The organism is Intestinibacter sp., assembly GCF_034113885.1.
Lineage (GTDB): Bacteria > Bacillota > Clostridia > Peptostreptococcales > Peptostreptococcaceae > Intestinibacter.
This window is the reverse complement of sequence record NZ_JAXEWM010000234.1, coordinates 1-15287: the sequence shown is the minus strand read 5'-3', so window position 1 is coordinate 15287 and position 15287 is coordinate 1. Positions and strand designations below refer to the sequence as shown.

The window sequence follows — 15287 nt, the reverse complement described above, 5'->3', positions numbered from 1 at the left end:
AACGGTGTTGCCACTAAGTATTTAAATAATTATTTGACGTGGTTTAAATTTTTATTTATAAGTAAGAAATATAAAGAATTTAATCGAATAAAAGAATTATTTATGAAATTAGCAACAGATGATCTTTATGTTACTCAGTATATGATAAAAAATAGATTTGTAGAGTTATTTTAATAAATAAATATTAAAAAGTATATAATTCTTCACAAAGTTCTTAAACATATTCACAATGGTTGGGAAGAAAGTAGTAGCTTCGCTAGATAGATATATATGATAATAGAGTCTATATTGTTGAACATTTTTTTATGAAAAATTTTTTATAATTAAATTATAATAGTTGTAAAAAGGCGATAATATGGATAAAATTTAATTAAATTGATAAAAATCTTAACCTGGCGGTTATTAAATCAAAAAATTACATAATATATTATTGAAAGGATAGCGATTCTAATGAATATAAAGATTTTTTTTGCGGTAATTATAACGTTGGCAGTTGTGGCAATTATAGCATTGTTTTTTGCGGGAAACTTTTTTTATAATCTAGCGATAAATCCAAATTCTTCAAAGAAGATGATTTTCGGTAATGATGGTTTAAGCCATCACGAGCTGACTGAAGAAGAGGAATGGCTAGAAAAAAGCTCTAAGTTTAAGGATGTTTTTACAAATTCCTTTGATGGATTGAAATTACATGCTCACGAGGTTGTATCAAATAAAAATACTAATAAATGGGCAGTTACAGTACATGGATATATGACAGATGCATTCAGTCTTAGTACCAAGGCATTGCACTATTACGATATAGGATACAATATTTTAGCTGTTGATTTAAGAGGTCACGGCAAGAGCAAAGGTAATTATATAGGAATGGGGTATCATGATGCCAAGGATTTAATTGAGTGGCTTAAGTATATTGTTTCAAAAGATAGCGAATGTGAGATTTTAGTTCATGGAGTTTCAATGGGGGCTGCTACAGTTATGATAGCGAGTTCTCAGGAGGAGCTTCCCAAAAATGTAAAGGTCATAATAGAAGATTGCGGATATTCATCAGCATTAGAGCAATTTAAATATCAGCTTAAGAAATTATTTAATGTGCCTTCATTTCCGATATTGAATATAGCTAATTTGATAGTTAAAGTAAAGGCTGGATATTATTTAAATGAGGCTTGTCCTATAGAATGTGTTAAAAACTCAAAGGTTCCTATGATGTTTGTGCACGGGGATGATGATACATTCGTTCCATTTTACATGTTAGACGAGCTTTACGAAGCCTGCGCAAGCGAGAAGAAAAAATTAATTATAGAAGGAGCTTCACATGCACATGCTGAAAGCGAAAATCCAGATAAATACTGGGGTGAAATAGATAGCTTTGTAAATAAATATATTTAATTTTGTAAAGAAAGGGGTTTTAATTATGAAGATTTATACTAGACAAGGTGACAAAGGATCTACATCTCTAATTGGTGGTACAAAGATAGAAAAAGACAGCATTAGAGTAGAAGCCTATGGAACAATCGACGAATTAAATTCGTATATTGGACTTTGTGTCAATTATCTAAAGGAAAATCAAGATAAACAAGTATTGAGAGAAATCCAAAAGAAATTATTTGATGTCGGAGCAGAATTATCGACTATAAATTACGAGAGATATAAAAATATTACTAAAGAAGAGGATATAGAAAAATTAGAAGAATTAATAGATCATTATACAGAAAAAATAGAAAAGATAAATGAATTTATAGTTCCAGGCACATCAGTGTGTGCGGCAAATTTACATATTGCTAGAACTGTGTGCAGAAGGGCCGAAAGAAGAATTTTAACTTTATCTAGAGAAGATAAAATAAACCCTATACTCCTTAAATATGTAAATAGATTATCAGACTTTTTATATATTTTAGCTCGCTACAGTGAAGAGGAAATAATTCCTGTAAAATTTTAGTAAGTAATTTCTACTTGCAAATGATTTATGTTAAAAAGCTCCAAAGTAATTTTTACTTTGGAGTTTTTGTATTTAATAACCTCATATTGTTTAATATGCTCGATAAAACACTGCTATTTAGTATGTCCTCTCTAGTCATCGTAAAATCATCTAATTGGCAACTTTTCATAAATAGCTTTGTAGATAGCATATTTTGCATAAACAGCTTTAAAGAAGGCTGTTCTTTAAGTAGCATAAAATTCACAGCTATCATAACTATGTAGACTTTAAGTGATAGATAGAAGTACTGTCTTTTGAATCTTTGATATTCTTTATTTTCTTCTAAGAACAGACGAATAAGGGCATATGCCTTTAGATAGTCGTTTTGAGTTTGTAGAGAAATACTTCTAACTATACTAGTTTTTCTTATTCTGTAGTAGTAAAGAGCATCTGGTATAACTGTTATTTTGTTTGCTTTGTATATTAATTCCGACATAATCGCCAAATCTTCAAATTTCATATTTGGAAATATATTGTGATTTTCAAATATTTCCCTCTTCCATAATTTATTCCATAGATATGAATGAATTAGGTTGTCTGGAATTAGCCCCTTTAATATTTCGTATTTATTAAATTGGCCTCTTCTAAATCTATAAAATACAGGCTTTGCAAAATTAGTTTGCTCGTAGTATCTGTAGAAATTGCATATAACTATATCGCTTTTAGTCTTTAAAGCAGCGTTGTATAATTTGCTCAAGTAATTTTCTCTTATAAAATCGTCACTATCCAAAAATGCAAGGAAATCTCCTGAAGCATTTTTAAGCCCTGTATTACGTGTAGTCGCAACACCGCTGTTTGTTTGGTCTATGACTTTTATTTTAGATGATTTTTTTTCGTATTCTCTTAAAATTTCAAGAGAGTCATCTGTAGATCCATCATTTACGCATATTACCTCGTAATCGTCAAAATCTTGCTCTAAAACAGAGTCTAGACATTGGCGTAAGTAAATAGACGTATTGTAAACTGGAATAATAACACTAATTTTTGGATTTTTAGTATTCATAATTCACCACCTTAATATTAATTGTTTCAATTCAAACGAAAAATCTATTGACAATTAGAGTATATCATATTATTCACTTGGCTTATCTTACAGTTTTATTACAAAATAGTTATATTTTTGTTACTTTAAATAAAAATATTTAAATTTATAGCATTTAAAATGGATATAAGTTAATATTAATTATATAGTCTATTTTTACTCGATTTTTCGATTTTCATTCATAATAAATGGGTATAATTTTTTTAAAGGGGTGTTTAATTTGTTAATAAAAGGAAATTTTAACGAGGCAGAAGTGTTTACAGCTAATATAGATGATGAGACTATAGCTCAAGTTAAACAGCTTCTAGATCAAGAATTTGTAGAGGATTTAAATATAAGAATAATGCCAGATTGCCATAAGGGCTCTGGTTGTGTAATAGGGACTACTATGACTATAAAGGATAAGATAGTTCCAAATTTAGTAGGTGTAGATATAGGGTGTGGTGTTTTATGTGTGGAACTTGGAAATTTAGACTTGGATTTGAAGAAAATCGATGATTTTATAAAAAACAACATACCACATGGATTTAAGATAAATAATAAACCTGTGATAGACTATTTAGATGAAATACTTAAAATCAAATGCTTAGACGATATTCCTAAAAATCCAACTGAATTTAACAGAGCGTTAGGTTCACTTGGCGGAGGAAATCACTTTATCGAAATCGACAAGGACGATTCTGATAATAAATATTTAGTTATTCACTCAGGCAGCAGAAACCTAGGGCTTCAAGTTGCAAACCACTATCAATCTGTCGGGTATAATACTTTAAACTATATAAGCGATGAATACGAAAAAAAATCAAAGGAATTAATAGACGAATATAAAAAAGCAGGTAAGAGTAAAAAAATAGAAAAGGCTCTTAAAAATTTAAAGAAATCTCTTCGTGTAGAAAGTAAGATTCCAAAGGACTTATGCTACATAGAGGGAGATAACTTAAAGGACTACCTTCACGATATGGATATTGTACAAAAGTACGCCACTAAAAATAGAGAACTTATGGCGAGACGAATAGTCGAATTTATTGGACTAGATTACGATAAATTGAATAAATTTGAAAGCATCCATAACTATATAGAAATAGACAAGTCTATTTTGAGAAAGGGAGCTATATCTGCATATGAGGGAGAGGATTTACTAATCCCTATAAATATGAGAGATGGAGTTATCTTGGGAAAAGGTAAGGGAAATCCTAACTGGAACTACTCAGCTCCACACGGTGCAGGCAGAATTTTATCTAGAGCAGGAGCCAAGGATAAAATCCATATGAATGATTACAAGGCTTCCATGAAGGGAATTTTTACAACCTGCGTAAACGTATCTACTTTAGATGAAGCTCCTCAGGCATACAAGCCTATTGAAGATATTTTAAACAATATAACAGATACAGTAGATATAGTGAAAATAATAAAACCGATTTACAATTTCAAAAGCAATTAGACTTATAAAGTCTTTTTAAATTTATAATTATAGGGGGAGAACATAAATGGAACCATTAGTTGTAGTAATACAAGGACAACAATTTAAACTAAATAATATAAACGATTTAATAGCTTCTATATTTGGTAAAGGCTACTTCGACTTATCACAAGAGGAGAGACTTAAAGTTCGCTATGAAAAATCTTATGCAATAAGTCAATTTCACAAGTATTTACCTATAATTAACACAGATAAAGGAACTTACGGTGAAAACTTCGAAATAGTAAGCGAGGACTACGATTTTGAAAATGGATTTATAATAGACGATGATTACTCTTATATATTGTCACTTTGCAAGATAAACAGCTTCATGCTACTTGAAATCAGAAATTCTAACATATTTACAGGATTAATCGACAAAAAGGATATAGAAGGAGATTATGTAGTTATAAATCACTTTGCTAAAGATCTTTTAGAAGAATTATATAACTAAAAAAGTTTTAAGTAGAATAAGTTTACTGGTATAATATTATGTAAACTTATTCTTTTTTATTTACAAATGACAAAAATGTAATTTAATATTTTGTAAAAATATTTTATAATTATGTAAGGATATATTATATATATATTAATTATTTCTCCTTAAGATATACTTAATATTTTTTTAGGAGGAATAATTATGAAAAAGGTCCAAGTTCTATTGTTATTATTAGCAGTATTTATAGGATTTAATTTTACGAAAAATATAGTATCAAATAAATATGTTTATGGTGACAATACAAGTAGTGGCATAGCTTTGATTGTAAATGAAGAAAATCAGCTTAGCAGTAGATTTATTCCAGAAAATTTACGAGAAATTAATATTTCTTTTGCAAATGATACGGAAGACTCAAAGAAGAAAATGACTAAAGAGGCGAAAGAAGCTTTAGAAAAATTAGTAGATGATGCAGCTCAAGATAATATAGATTTAATAGGAAAATCAGCGTATATATCTTATGCAGATCAGTACAAAGATTACTATATGAAGGTCTTAGAGGTAGGAAGTGACGAGGCAGATAGTTTAGTGGAAAAACCAGGTACTAGCGAGCATCAAACTGGTCTTTGTATAGATTTAACTAATAAAGAGTATAATCTTCAAAAAGATAGTGAAGAGTACGAATGGATTGAAAAAAATTCATATAAATACGGCTTTGTAATTAGAGATTGCAAAGAGAAAAACATTGTACATATTAGATATGTAGGAGAGGACGTAGCTAAATACATCTACGAAAATAATTTAACACTTGAAGCGTATGTCGATGATTTGTCACTTAGGAAGGATGGTTCGACTTGAATAATAAAATATTAGTTGCAGATGATGAAAAAGAAATAAGAGATTTACTTGAAATATATCTTTTAAATGAAGGCTATAAGGTTGTAAAGGCAAAGGATGGTCAAGAAGCCTTAGATATAATGGAAAACGAAGAAATTGATTTATTAGTTTTAGACATAATGATGCCTAAGCTAAACGGTATTGAAGTGTGCAAGAAAATAAGACAAACTAAGAATACGCCTATTTTAATGTTAAGCGCTAAATCTGAGGATATGGATAAAATACAAGGATTGATGACAGGTGCAGACGATTATATGACTAAACCATTTAATCCACTAGAATTTACAGTAAGAGTAAAGGCTCTACTTAGAAGAAGCTATTATTTAAATAATACTACTCAGGAGGAATCTGATTTAATAAATGTAGGTTCCCTTACTATCGATAAAACTAGACACAAGGTAGTGGCAGCTGGAGAGGAAATATCTTTGACAGCTAGAGAGTTCGATATTTTATATTTGATGGCTAGCAATAAAGGTAGAGTATTTTCTTCTGAGGAAATATTTGAAAAGGTATGGAAAGAAAAATACTTCCAATCAAATAACACTGTAATGGTACATATCAGTAGACTTAGAGATAAGCTTGATAAATGTTTAAACGGCGAAAAAATAATTCATACAGTGTGGGGAGTTGGTTATAAAATTGAAAAATAATAAAGCGCTAAATTATGCTATAATGCCTATAGTTTATTTGTTTTTAAGTTTTATCAGTGTATCTACTAGTTTTGTGATACTTAAAGTTATTTTAGATAGATATTATAGATACAATAGCCAGTATGGCGGTGCAATAGTAAATGCAATAAACTTTTTTAAGTTTTTTAAGGATCAAACTATAGGTAATTATTTATATTATATAATAATTGCTGTGTTTACATTTTTTGTATATTATTTGTTCATGAGAAAATCTTTAACTGCATTTTTAAAGATTGTAGAGGTTACAAATAAAATGGCCGGTGGAGACCTAGATAAAACTATAAGCATCGACTGCAAAGGCGATATAAAAACTCTAGCTGACAATATAAATATTATTTCTCTATTACTTAAAAACGTAACTATAGAAGAAAGAAAGGCCCAACAGACAAAGGCGGACCTAATCACAAATGTATCACACGATTTAAGAACACCTCTTACATCGATAAAGGGATACCTAGGACTTATAAACGACGATAAATACAGAGATGAAGTGCAGCTTAGATATTATGTAGATATTGCCTACGAAAAATCAAAGGAATTAGAAATTCTTATAAACGATTTATTTGAGCTTACAAAGGTTCAAAATCGTTCTATAACTTTAAATAAAATCGAGATAAATTTAGTTGAATTACTAAATCAAATTATATTCCAATTTGGGTATCAATTCCAAAGTGAAAAAATCGAAGGTAGAAGCTTCTTTTCTGAAGACAAGATGATAATTTATGCTGATCCAAATAAATTAGTTAGAGCATTCCAAAATTTAATAAACAACGGCATTAAATACGGTACAGGCGATTACCTAGATATATATGCATATAAAGAAGGCAGTTTCGCTATAGTAGATGTAATAAGCTACGGAAATCCTATACCAGCTGTAGAGCTTCCGTATATATTCGATAGATTTTACAGAGTTGAAAAATCTAGAAACAAAAACGACGGTGGTTCAGGCTTAGGCCTAGCTATAACAAAAAGTATCGTCACACTACACGATGGACAAATCAGCGCTCATAGCGATGGAGAAAAAACAGTGTTTAAAGTTCAATTACCTCTTTTAGATAAAGAAAATGATATGCGTTGAGAAAATAGTTAAAAATATAACTTTATAAAAGCTGAATTTTAGAAATTTTAATACGGAAAAATCACTTTTTAAATGATTTTCCATTTTTTTCTGACTTTTTTTAAAGTATAACTTTTTTTTTGGGTCAAAGTAGATTATACTTTAAGTAAGAAGTGTTCTAAAGAGGGGGGAATGGATTATGACAATGGACAACATATTAAAGGTTTTAGCAAGTATTGCAATAATAGGGATTATTATATATTATGCACTTGAAAGTAAAAACCAAAGGGAGCAAAAATCAAAAAACAAAGCTAAAAAAATTCTTTCTGAAAATGTTAAATTTATGATTTTTGGAAATGAAGGAAGTCCAAACATAGCTCTAGGAAAAGATAATTGTATTTATCTACTTGATTCTAATAATGTTACTTTACACAAATTCACTTTAGACGAAGTTGATGATATCAACATACATTATCATATAAGAGCAGATAAGAATAGTGGTGTTATTTCTCCGTCATTGACACTAAATAATCAAACTTTTATAGATAAAATTGATTTAAATTTACGTGCAAATGGTAGTGATTACGCTGTAAGTTATGTTCCTTATATGAAACATGCAGAGTCTAATGAAGTTAGAAGTAAAATAATTCAAATGAAGAGATTTATACTAATGATAGAAAGAGAAAAAGAGGGGAACAACGTAGTAAATAATTAATTTATTAAAATCAAAATTAATTAAAAAATTAAATATCAATAAAAGTTTCAAAATAGATGTTATTTATAAAATAGCATCTATTTTTTCGCTTATTTGGAAATAGTTAAAAATTAACAGCTTATATTTATATTTTATATTTGTATGTAATTAGGTATATAATATATAATATAGATATTTGAAATAATTATAGACTTTAAATATCTATAATTAATGAAAATATATTTAGATTCATATAAATTATAGAAGCTAGGAGGAATTTAAAATGAGTAAATCACCAGTACCAACTCCACATCTAGAAGCTAAGGTGGGAGATATAGCTGAAACAGTATTATTACCAGGAGATCCACTAAGAGCTCAATTTATAGCTGAGACTTTCTTAGAAAATCCAGTGAGATACAATACTGTAAGAGGAATGTATGGATATACAGGATATTATAAAGGCAAAAGGGTATCTGTTCAAGGTTCAGGTATGGGTATGCCATCTATGGGAATATACTCTTATGAATTAATTAATTTCTATGGAGTTAAAAACCTTATAAGAATAGGTTCTGCAGGAGCTATAAGCGACAAATTAAACCTACACGATGTTGTAATAGGTATGGGAGCTTGTACAGACTCAAATTACGCATCTCAATACAAATTACCAGGTACATATGCACCTATTGCGAGCTTTGAGTTACTTCAAAAGGCTGTAAATAATGCTAAAGAGCTTGGTATAGATGTAACAGTAGGAAATATAGTATCAAGTGACGTATTCTACGGTGATGATGGATTAGAAGGATTAAAGTCATGGCAAAAAATGGGTGCTCTTTGCGTTGAAATGGAAGCAGCAGCACTTTACATGAATGCAGCTAGAGCAGGAGTAAATGCTTTAGCAATAGTTACTATATCTGACTGTCCTTTAAGAGGAGAAGAAACTACTTCAAAGGAAAGACAAACAGCATTTACTAAGATGATGGAAATAGCTTTAAGCTTAGCATAATATAAAATTTAAAATAAAAAGCTTGCTAGAAAATTATACCTTCTCAGCAAGCTTTTTACGTGTACTATAATACTCTAAATACACCTGTAACAATTCCAACAATCTCAACATCTCTTTCATCTAAAATGATAGGATCCATAAATTCATTTTCTGGTTGAAGTCTGACTTTATTACCTTCTTTGAAAAATCTCTTTACAGTAGCTGCTTCCCCGTTTACTAGTGCCACGACTATTTGTGAATTAGAAGCTGTAGAGCTTTTGTCTACTACAACGTAATCTCTATCTAAAATACCAGCATTTATCATACTTTCTCCCTTTACTTTTAGAAGAAAATTATCTGTACCCTTTATGAGTTGGGCAGGTAGAGGTAAGTATTCTTGGATATTTTGCTCAGCAAGAATAGGTTCACCAGCAGTTACTTGGCCAACTAGAGGAAGGTTAATTATTTCTTTTTCAGTTATATTATTTCCGAAGATATTGCTGTCTAGTATTTCAATAGCTCTAGGTTTAGTAGGATCGCGTCTTATGTATCCTAATTTTTCAAGTTTGTTTAAATGAGCATGTACAGTAGATGTAGACTTAAGGCCTACTGCCTGACATATCTCTCTAACTGAAGGCGGATATCCCTTAGTTAAAAGTTGATCTTTTATAAACTCTAGAATGATGAGTTGTTTATTTGTTAATTGATTTGAACTCATAAAAATCACTCATTTCATTGTTTATTTATAAAATTTAAAGTTATTCTGATTTTAACTTTACTATTTATATTATATATTGTACCATATCGAGTTTTTTTATACAAACATTTGTTCTTATTTTTGAAAAATTCTTTTTAATGCGATTTAATCAGTTGAGTTTTCCTTTTGAATATCATCAAGGCTTACTTCCTCGTTTTCATCTAGCCATTCGAAGTTGTTTACAATATCTCTTTTGACGTTTTTCTTGTGAGCTGCGTATAGCTGTGTAGTCGTCACGTTGTCGTGGTCTAGTAGAGTCTTTACATCGTATATGGAAAAGCCTGACTGGATTAGAGATGTAGCTGCTGTAGCTCTAAGTTTATGAGGAGAATATCCCTTGTCTCTAGTTGTGTGCATGCATATAGATGTATATTTTTTTACTAGCTGTCTTATAGCCTTTGCTGTCAGACGTTTTTTTTGTAGAGATAAAAATAGCGCGTCTTTTACATCCTCTTCTAGATCATCGCTATTTGCTCTTTCGTAGTTTATGTAATCTAATACGACGCTTTCACAGGTTTTATTTATAGGCATTAGGACCTCCTTGCCTCTTTTTCTGTATATTTTAAATTCACCTCTTGAAAAATTAAATGAGGAAATATTCAGCTCACGAAGCTCGTTTAATCTAAGACCGTATGTTACAAACAAAGCTAAGATTGCCTTGTCACGAAGCTTAGTTTTATTCCAGTAGACCTTTTCCTTTTCTGTTAGACCTTCACCTGATTCTACAGCTTCTAGCATTACCATTACCTCGTCGATATCTAGTCTTTTTATTGCGTCTGGTTGAGGTTTTGGAAGCTTTATTGGGTTAAATCCATCTGTTATGTTAGTAGGAAGCTGTTCATTTCTGTATAGAAATTTAAATAAGGTCGAGATAGATGACTTTTTTCTCGCCAATGCTCTGTTGTTGTTTTCGTATACAATTGTCGCATTTTCCTTTTCTTTGTAGTATCTAGGGCAGTAGTCGCCTAAAAATAAATTTACATCTCTTGATTTTATATTTTTAAAATCTTCTATAGTCAGGTCTTTTATAGTTTTGGCATCTGTAAGCCCGCTTTCATTTACTAAATAATCGCAAAAAAAGGTGATATCCTCTAAATAAGCTGCTCTAGTCGATGAAGCTACAGAGCCTTTTAAATATATGAAATAATCCTTCATAAAATCTGGCAGTCCTTTTTCAAATTCGATGCTTTTTTCTATTAGTATGTGATCCCTAAGCACTATGTTGTCTGGCTTGTCGGATTTATTGTTTATTTTTAATTCCTTCAATTTATTACCTCCAATATTTATCAGTATAAGCTAAAATTTAATGTTTCCTTAAATATATATCAAAATTTAGTTTTTTTCTACTATTTATTTAATCATTAAATAAATATGATAAAATTATAATAAAAATAAGTAAATTGGAGGTTTTTTTATGAACGTAAAGATAACAGCTTCTGGAGGTATATCTTGTAAACCAGATCAGGCAACTTTTTTACTTACATTTAATCAAGAATCAAAGGATAGTGAAGAAATTATAAAAAAGGGTTCAGAACAAATTGTAGAATTTCAAAATTTATTGAAGCAACTTGAAATTGATAAACAAGATTTAAAAACAACTAGATATGAAATAATACCTGTCAAAAAAACTATAGAAGATAAAAATGATATTATCGAGGTTTCATATGTATTTTCTCATTACGAGCTGATTCAAACGAATGAATTGACAATAAATTATAGCTCTATCGAAAATATATTTAATATTATCGATGCAATTTCTAAAATGAAAAATCCTCCAACGTATACAATCAAATTTGGAGTAAATATGGAAACTAGAAATAAATTAGAAGAGGAAGCTTTAGCTAATGCCATTAAATTAGCCGAAGAAAAAGCTGAGTTTATAAAAAATACTATGTCAAAATCAAATAAAACATGTTTATTTATAGAAGTTCATAATAATTTCCAAGATTTTGATTCAGATGCAAATTTAGGAATGTCTACTTATTTAAGAGCAGGAAATTCATTAGATACTATAAATCCTGAAGATATAAATATTGAAGCTAGTATAACCTCAGAATGGGAATTTGAATAATAGTAAAATTTAGAGGAGTTGGAAAAATTGAAAACTATAGGGCTATTAGGTGGTATGAACTGGGAAAGCACAGTTACTTATTATCAGATTATAAACGAAGTAGTAAAGAAAGAGTTAGGTGGGTTACATTCAGCAAAGATACTTTTGTACAGCGTTGATTTTTATCCAATTGAAAAATATCAAGCAAATGGTGAGTGGGACAAAATTGCAGATATTTTATCTATTGAAGCTAAAAACCTTCAAAAGGCTGGAGCTGACTTTATCGTAATTTGTGCAAACACTACACATAAAATCGCTCCTGAAATTCAAAAACGTATTGATATACCTATTATACATATTGCAGAGGCGACTGCTGAGGTGCTAAAACAGAGCAATATCGAAAAGGTTATTTTGCTCGGAACAAAATACACTATGACAGAAGATTTTTATAAAAATAAATTGATAGATAATGGGATATCCGTTGTAGTTCCAGATAATTCTTCTATTGAGGCTTTAAATAATATTATTTATCAGGAATTGTGTTTAGGGGTTATATCACAAGAGTCAAAGCAAAAATGTGTTTCTATAATTGAAGAGCTTTCTAGAAAAGGAGCTCAAGGTGTGATACTTGGGTGTACGGAGATAGGATTATTGGTGAAGCAAGAAGACGTATCTATTCCTGTTTTTGATACGACAGAAATTCACGCTACAAAGGCTGCGTTATTGGCGATTGATAAATAAATATAAAAAATAGCGAGATGGAATAAACTATCTCGCTAAAAAGGTTTCTGACAAAGTTATCATAATTAGCTAATTGATTTTTTGTGGAAGTGTAAATCCTCTACCACTAACCTCACTTACACTGATTACACTCATAAAAGCAGTTGGATCAATATCTAAAATACATTCTCTCACGCGATTCATATATTTATTAGAGAAAATACAAACAACTACATCTCGCTCCTCTGCAAAATATCCTGTCTTACCATGAAGTAGTGTGGTACCTAGATTTAGTGTTAGCAATGCTTGATTAATTTCTTCAACCTTCTTACTAAATACCATAATCTGTACTTTACTTTGACCCATGATAATAACCTTATTCATCACAATTGTATAAACTAGGACTTGTAAAATTGCCATAATAACTTCATTTGTATCTGCAAAAGGCATTTGCATTAATAAAATTACTCCATCTACTGCATATAGCATTGGAGAAAGTGGCCATCCAAATTTACGATTTAATATAATTACTGGTACATCTGATCCACCAGAAGCTCCTCCTCCACGGATAATAAGACCTAGCCCTGCTCCAATTAAACATCCACCACAAATAGCAGCAAGTAGCGGATCCTCTACTAAATGCTGCAAAGCGTCCCATTTAATAAATACATCTAAGAATACAGGATATAAAAATGATCCTAAAAGAATTGTGGCTGCAAACTTTTTACCTAATGTGAAAAGAGCTAATAGAAATAACACCACATTGATAACACCAACAACATGTGAAACTTGCATTCCCATAAAATGTTCTACTACTCTACCTAGCCCTGTTACACCACCACATAAAATGTCATACGGTAATGTAAATGCCGCAACACCTAAAGCATCGAAAATAATACCTACAATAATCATCACTAGATTCTCTGTTTTTTTTAACATAGAATATTTCCTCCCTTTTACCAATTTATATTCCGTTAATTTTACACAAAGACGATTATATTAATTTAACCATTATTTGTCAATTAATTATTGATTTTTGTAAATTGAGTAATTATAATTTAATTAAATACATAGGAATCCGAGGTGTTAGTTTTGAATAAAGAACTTATAAAAGGCAGTACGATTACACTGATATTAAACGAATTAAAAAAAGAGCCGATGTACGGATATAAAATGATCAAGCAAATTGAAAATAAGTCAAATGGAGTTTTTATTTTTAAAGAAGGAACTTTATATCCTATTTTGCATGACTTGGAGAAAAAGAAGTTTATAGAGTCGTTTTGGGAAGTTGAAAATGGAAGACGAAGAAAATATTATAAGATAACTAAAAAAGGGCTTAGAGAATTAGAATCAAGAGAAAGTGAATGGCAAGTATTTAGCAAGACAATGAATTTAGTGCTTGGGGGTAGATAGTTATGAATTCTATAGAATTATTTTTACAGTCTGTATGTAGGTTTGTATCTACAGAGGAGAGAGCTAAGGATATTAGAGATGAGCTTCAAGATCATATTTTTAATTATATAGAAGAATACACAGAAGAAGGTATGAGCTTAGATGAAGCTACAAATGAAGCACTAAAGCAAATGGGTGATCCGAATATGCTAAGTGAGCTTTACAAAGAAAAACCATATAAATATAAAGGAGGCTTGAATGTATTTTTAGTTACTGTATTTACTTTTATTTCGATATTTTCAAAGGCTATATATGATAGATTAAACAACTTTAATATAATGGATAAATCAATTGTATATAAAGAAGGTATTTTTGCATTAAATGAATTTATTCCTTGGGGTAATATTCAAGCATATAGAGGGGATAAATTAAACAAAAAACGTAAAGATTATTATTTATTAGATATTAAAGTCAAAGGTAAAATATTATCTAGGAGAGCTATTAAAGTTTCATCTTTTCAGGTTAATTTAATTGAGGAATTATTTATATCTAAAAATATAGAAAAGAAAAGACATTTTTAATATTATGGATTTTGATGCTGTTTAGGAGAAAATATTATGAAAAACACATTTTATAAAAATATAGAGTTTGATTTAGAGTACATATTTAAAATTTTAAAAGAAATAGAGTTTTCGCTTTGTTCCTTGCATGAAATAGGCTCTTATTTTGCATGTAGAGAAGATCTAAGTGAAGAACAGAAGATATCAGAATACGACAAAATATTTTAGTAATAAAAAAAGCTAATATAATCTTTATTAGCTTAAAAACTTATCAAGGAAAAGTATTAATATAATGTTTTCAATGATTAAAATAAGTATCATATCTTTGAATTTTCTATTTTTATGATGCACTATTTTCATAGCAGCTAACATTCCAAAAGTGCCACCTAGACAAGCTAATGTTAGCAGTGTTTGTTCTGAAATTCTAAATTGTTTTCGGATAGCTCTTTTTTTATCTACATACATTAGTGAGAAGAGAGCTACGTTTATAAAGATTAAATATAATACAATTAACATAAATAAATACTCCTAATTTTTAAAATTATATAAGATATTATATGGTATTTTTATTTAAAAA

The 15287-nt window shown here is 29.7% G+C and carries 19 protein-coding genes; 14 read left to right on the top strand and 5 right to left on the bottom strand.

What is annotated here, in order from left to right:
* Positions 1-450 precede the first annotated feature (450 nt).
* The gene (locus SPD90_RS14200) at positions 451-1386 is read left to right on the top strand and encodes an alpha/beta hydrolase (protein WP_320925659.1); all 936 of its coding nucleotides are present in this window, start codon (positions 451-453) and stop codon (positions 1384-1386) included.
* A 25-nt stretch (positions 1387-1411) separates the two neighbouring features.
* On the top strand, positions 1412-1936 hold the full coding sequence (locus SPD90_RS14195; RefSeq protein WP_320623954.1) for a cob(I)yrinic acid a,c-diamide adenosyltransferase: 525 nt from the start codon (positions 1412-1414) through the stop codon (positions 1934-1936).
* A 52-nt stretch (positions 1937-1988) separates the two neighbouring features.
* On the opposite strand, the gene SPD90_RS14190 is transcribed toward SPD90_RS14195, so the two are convergent.
* Positions 1989-2978: a glycosyltransferase family 2 protein gene (locus SPD90_RS14190; protein WP_320925658.1), complete on the bottom strand. Its 990-nt coding sequence runs from the start codon at positions 2976-2978 to the stop codon at positions 1989-1991.
* 259 nt (positions 2979-3237) lie between these two features.
* On the opposite strand from SPD90_RS14190, the gene SPD90_RS14185 reads away from it, so the two are divergent.
* From SPD90_RS14185 to deoD, 7 genes are all read left to right on the top strand, one after another.
* Positions 3238-4458 (top strand): RtcB family protein, encoded by a 1221-nt coding sequence (locus SPD90_RS14185; protein WP_320624597.1) that lies wholly within the window; start codon positions 3238-3240, stop codon positions 4456-4458.
* Between the two features lie 46 nt (positions 4459-4504).
* Positions 4505-4930, top strand: a complete 426-nt coding sequence (locus tag SPD90_RS14180) for a hypothetical protein (RefSeq protein WP_320624598.1) — start codon at positions 4505-4507, stop codon at positions 4928-4930.
* Between the two features lie 186 nt (positions 4931-5116).
* Positions 5117-5770, top strand: coding sequence for a M15 family metallopeptidase (locus tag SPD90_RS14175; RefSeq protein WP_320925657.1), 654 nt, complete (start codon positions 5117-5119; stop codon positions 5768-5770).
* On the top strand, positions 5767-6459 hold the full coding sequence (locus SPD90_RS14170; RefSeq protein WP_320624600.1) for a response regulator transcription factor: 693 nt from the start codon (positions 5767-5769) through the stop codon (positions 6457-6459). The genes SPD90_RS14175 and SPD90_RS14170 overlap by 4 nt, the downstream gene beginning before the upstream one ends.
* On the top strand, positions 6449-7576 hold the full coding sequence (locus SPD90_RS14165; protein ID WP_320624601.1) for a sensor histidine kinase: 1128 nt from the start codon (positions 6449-6451) through the stop codon (positions 7574-7576). The genes SPD90_RS14170 and SPD90_RS14165 overlap by 11 nt, the downstream gene beginning before the upstream one ends.
* A 178-nt stretch (positions 7577-7754) precedes the next feature.
* Positions 7755-8270: a hypothetical protein gene (locus SPD90_RS14160; RefSeq protein ID WP_320624602.1), complete on the top strand. Its 516-nt coding sequence runs from the start codon at positions 7755-7757 to the stop codon at positions 8268-8270.
* A gap of 262 nt (positions 8271-8532) precedes the next feature.
* A complete protein-coding gene (gene deoD, locus SPD90_RS14155) occupies positions 8533-9252 on the top strand; it encodes a purine-nucleoside phosphorylase (RefSeq protein ID WP_320624603.1) in 720 nt (239 codons plus the stop codon).
* Between the two features lie 64 nt (positions 9253-9316).
* On the opposite strand, the gene lexA is transcribed toward deoD, so the two are convergent.
* Positions 9317-9949 carry a transcriptional repressor LexA gene (gene lexA / locus SPD90_RS14150; protein ID WP_320624604.1) on the bottom strand — a complete coding sequence of 211 codons (633 nt, stop codon included), beginning with the start codon at positions 9947-9949 and terminating at the stop codon, positions 9317-9319.
* A 144-nt stretch (positions 9950-10093) separates the two neighbouring features.
* The gene (locus SPD90_RS14145; RefSeq protein ID WP_320925656.1) at positions 10094-11254 is read right to left on the bottom strand and encodes a tyrosine-type recombinase/integrase; all 1161 of its coding nucleotides are present in this window, start codon (positions 11252-11254) and stop codon (positions 10094-10096) included.
* 148 nt (positions 11255-11402) lie between these two features.
* Here SPD90_RS14145 and SPD90_RS14140 point away from each other — a divergent pair, with 148 nt between their 5' ends.
* Together SPD90_RS14140 and SPD90_RS14135 are read left to right on the top strand one after the other, a co-directional pair.
* The gene (locus SPD90_RS14140) at positions 11403-12059 is read left to right on the top strand and encodes an SIMPL domain-containing protein (protein ID WP_320925655.1); all 657 of its coding nucleotides are present in this window, start codon (positions 11403-11405) and stop codon (positions 12057-12059) included.
* Between the two features lie 27 nt (positions 12060-12086).
* Positions 12087-12779 carry an aspartate/glutamate racemase family protein gene (locus SPD90_RS14135; RefSeq protein ID WP_320925654.1) on the top strand — a complete coding sequence of 231 codons (693 nt, stop codon included), beginning with the start codon at positions 12087-12089 and terminating at the stop codon, positions 12777-12779.
* A 69-nt stretch (positions 12780-12848) separates the two neighbouring features.
* Here the strand turns inward: SPD90_RS14135 and SPD90_RS14130 are convergent, their stop codons facing one another.
* Entirely contained in the window at positions 12849-13670 is an 822-nt protein-coding gene (locus tag SPD90_RS14130; RefSeq protein ID WP_320925653.1) for a YitT family protein, read from the bottom strand.
* A gap of 171 nt (positions 13671-13841) precedes the next feature.
* Between SPD90_RS14130 and SPD90_RS14125 the strand changes: the two genes are divergently transcribed.
* Genes SPD90_RS14125 through SPD90_RS14115 form a run of 3 tightly spaced genes read left to right on the top strand, consistent with a single transcriptional unit; the run spans position 13842 to position 14938 of the window.
* The gene (locus SPD90_RS14125; protein ID WP_334309413.1) at positions 13842-14171 is read left to right on the top strand and encodes a PadR family transcriptional regulator; all 330 of its coding nucleotides are present in this window, start codon (positions 13842-13844) and stop codon (positions 14169-14171) included.
* Between the two features lie 2 nt (positions 14172-14173).
* Positions 14174-14731 (top strand): permease prefix domain 1-containing protein, encoded by a 558-nt coding sequence (locus SPD90_RS14120; protein WP_320925651.1) that lies wholly within the window; start codon positions 14174-14176, stop codon positions 14729-14731.
* Between the two features lie 36 nt (positions 14732-14767).
* The gene (locus SPD90_RS14115; protein ID WP_320625470.1) at positions 14768-14938 is read left to right on the top strand and encodes a hypothetical protein; all 171 of its coding nucleotides are present in this window, start codon (positions 14768-14770) and stop codon (positions 14936-14938) included.
* 27 nt (positions 14939-14965) lie between these two features.
* Here SPD90_RS14115 and SPD90_RS14110 read toward each other — a convergent pair whose 3' ends face one another.
* On the bottom strand, positions 14966-15226 hold the full coding sequence (locus tag SPD90_RS14110; RefSeq protein ID WP_320925650.1) for a DUF1294 domain-containing protein: 261 nt from the start codon (positions 15224-15226) through the stop codon (positions 14966-14968).
* Between the last annotated feature and the right edge of the window lie 61 nt (positions 15227-15287).

What these genes read in the sequence shown, in the direction of transcription:
- SPD90_RS14200 (WP_320925659.1), top strand. Translation starts at nt 451, where the DNA reads ATGAATATAAAGATTTTTTTTGCGGTAATTATAACGTTGGCAGTTGTG.
- SPD90_RS14195 (WP_320623954.1), top strand. Translation starts at nt 1,412, where the DNA reads ATGAAGATTTATACTAGACAAGGTGACAAAGGATCTACATCTCTAATT.
- SPD90_RS14190 (WP_320925658.1), bottom strand. Translation starts at nt 2,978, where the DNA reads ATGAATACTAAAAATCCAAAAATTAGTGTTATTATTCCAGTTTACAAT.
- SPD90_RS14180 (WP_320624598.1), top strand. Translation starts at nt 4,505, where the DNA reads ATGGAACCATTAGTTGTAGTAATACAAGGACAACAATTTAAACTAAAT.
- SPD90_RS14175 (WP_320925657.1), top strand. Translation starts at nt 5,117, where the DNA reads ATGAAAAAGGTCCAAGTTCTATTGTTATTATTAGCAGTATTTATAGGA.
- SPD90_RS14160 (WP_320624602.1), top strand. Translation starts at nt 7,755, where the DNA reads ATGACAATGGACAACATATTAAAGGTTTTAGCAAGTATTGCAATAATA.
- deoD (WP_320624603.1), top strand. Translation starts at nt 8,533, where the DNA reads ATGAGTAAATCACCAGTACCAACTCCACATCTAGAAGCTAAGGTGGGA.
- lexA (WP_320624604.1), bottom strand. Translation starts at nt 9,949, where the DNA reads ATGAGTTCAAATCAATTAACAAATAAACAACTCATCATTCTAGAGTTT.
- SPD90_RS14140 (WP_320925655.1), top strand. Translation starts at nt 11,403, where the DNA reads ATGAACGTAAAGATAACAGCTTCTGGAGGTATATCTTGTAAACCAGAT.
- SPD90_RS14130 (WP_320925653.1), bottom strand. Translation starts at nt 13,670, where the DNA reads ATGATTATTGTAGGTATTATTTTCGATGCTTTAGGTGTTGCGGCATTT.
- SPD90_RS14120 (WP_320925651.1), top strand. Translation starts at nt 14,174, where the DNA reads ATGAATTCTATAGAATTATTTTTACAGTCTGTATGTAGGTTTGTATCT.
- SPD90_RS14115 (WP_320625470.1), top strand. Translation starts at nt 14,768, where the DNA reads ATGAAAAACACATTTTATAAAAATATAGAGTTTGATTTAGAGTACATA.
- SPD90_RS14110 (WP_320925650.1), bottom strand. Translation starts at nt 15,226, where the DNA reads ATGTTAATTGTATTATATTTAATCTTTATAAACGTAGCTCTCTTCTCA.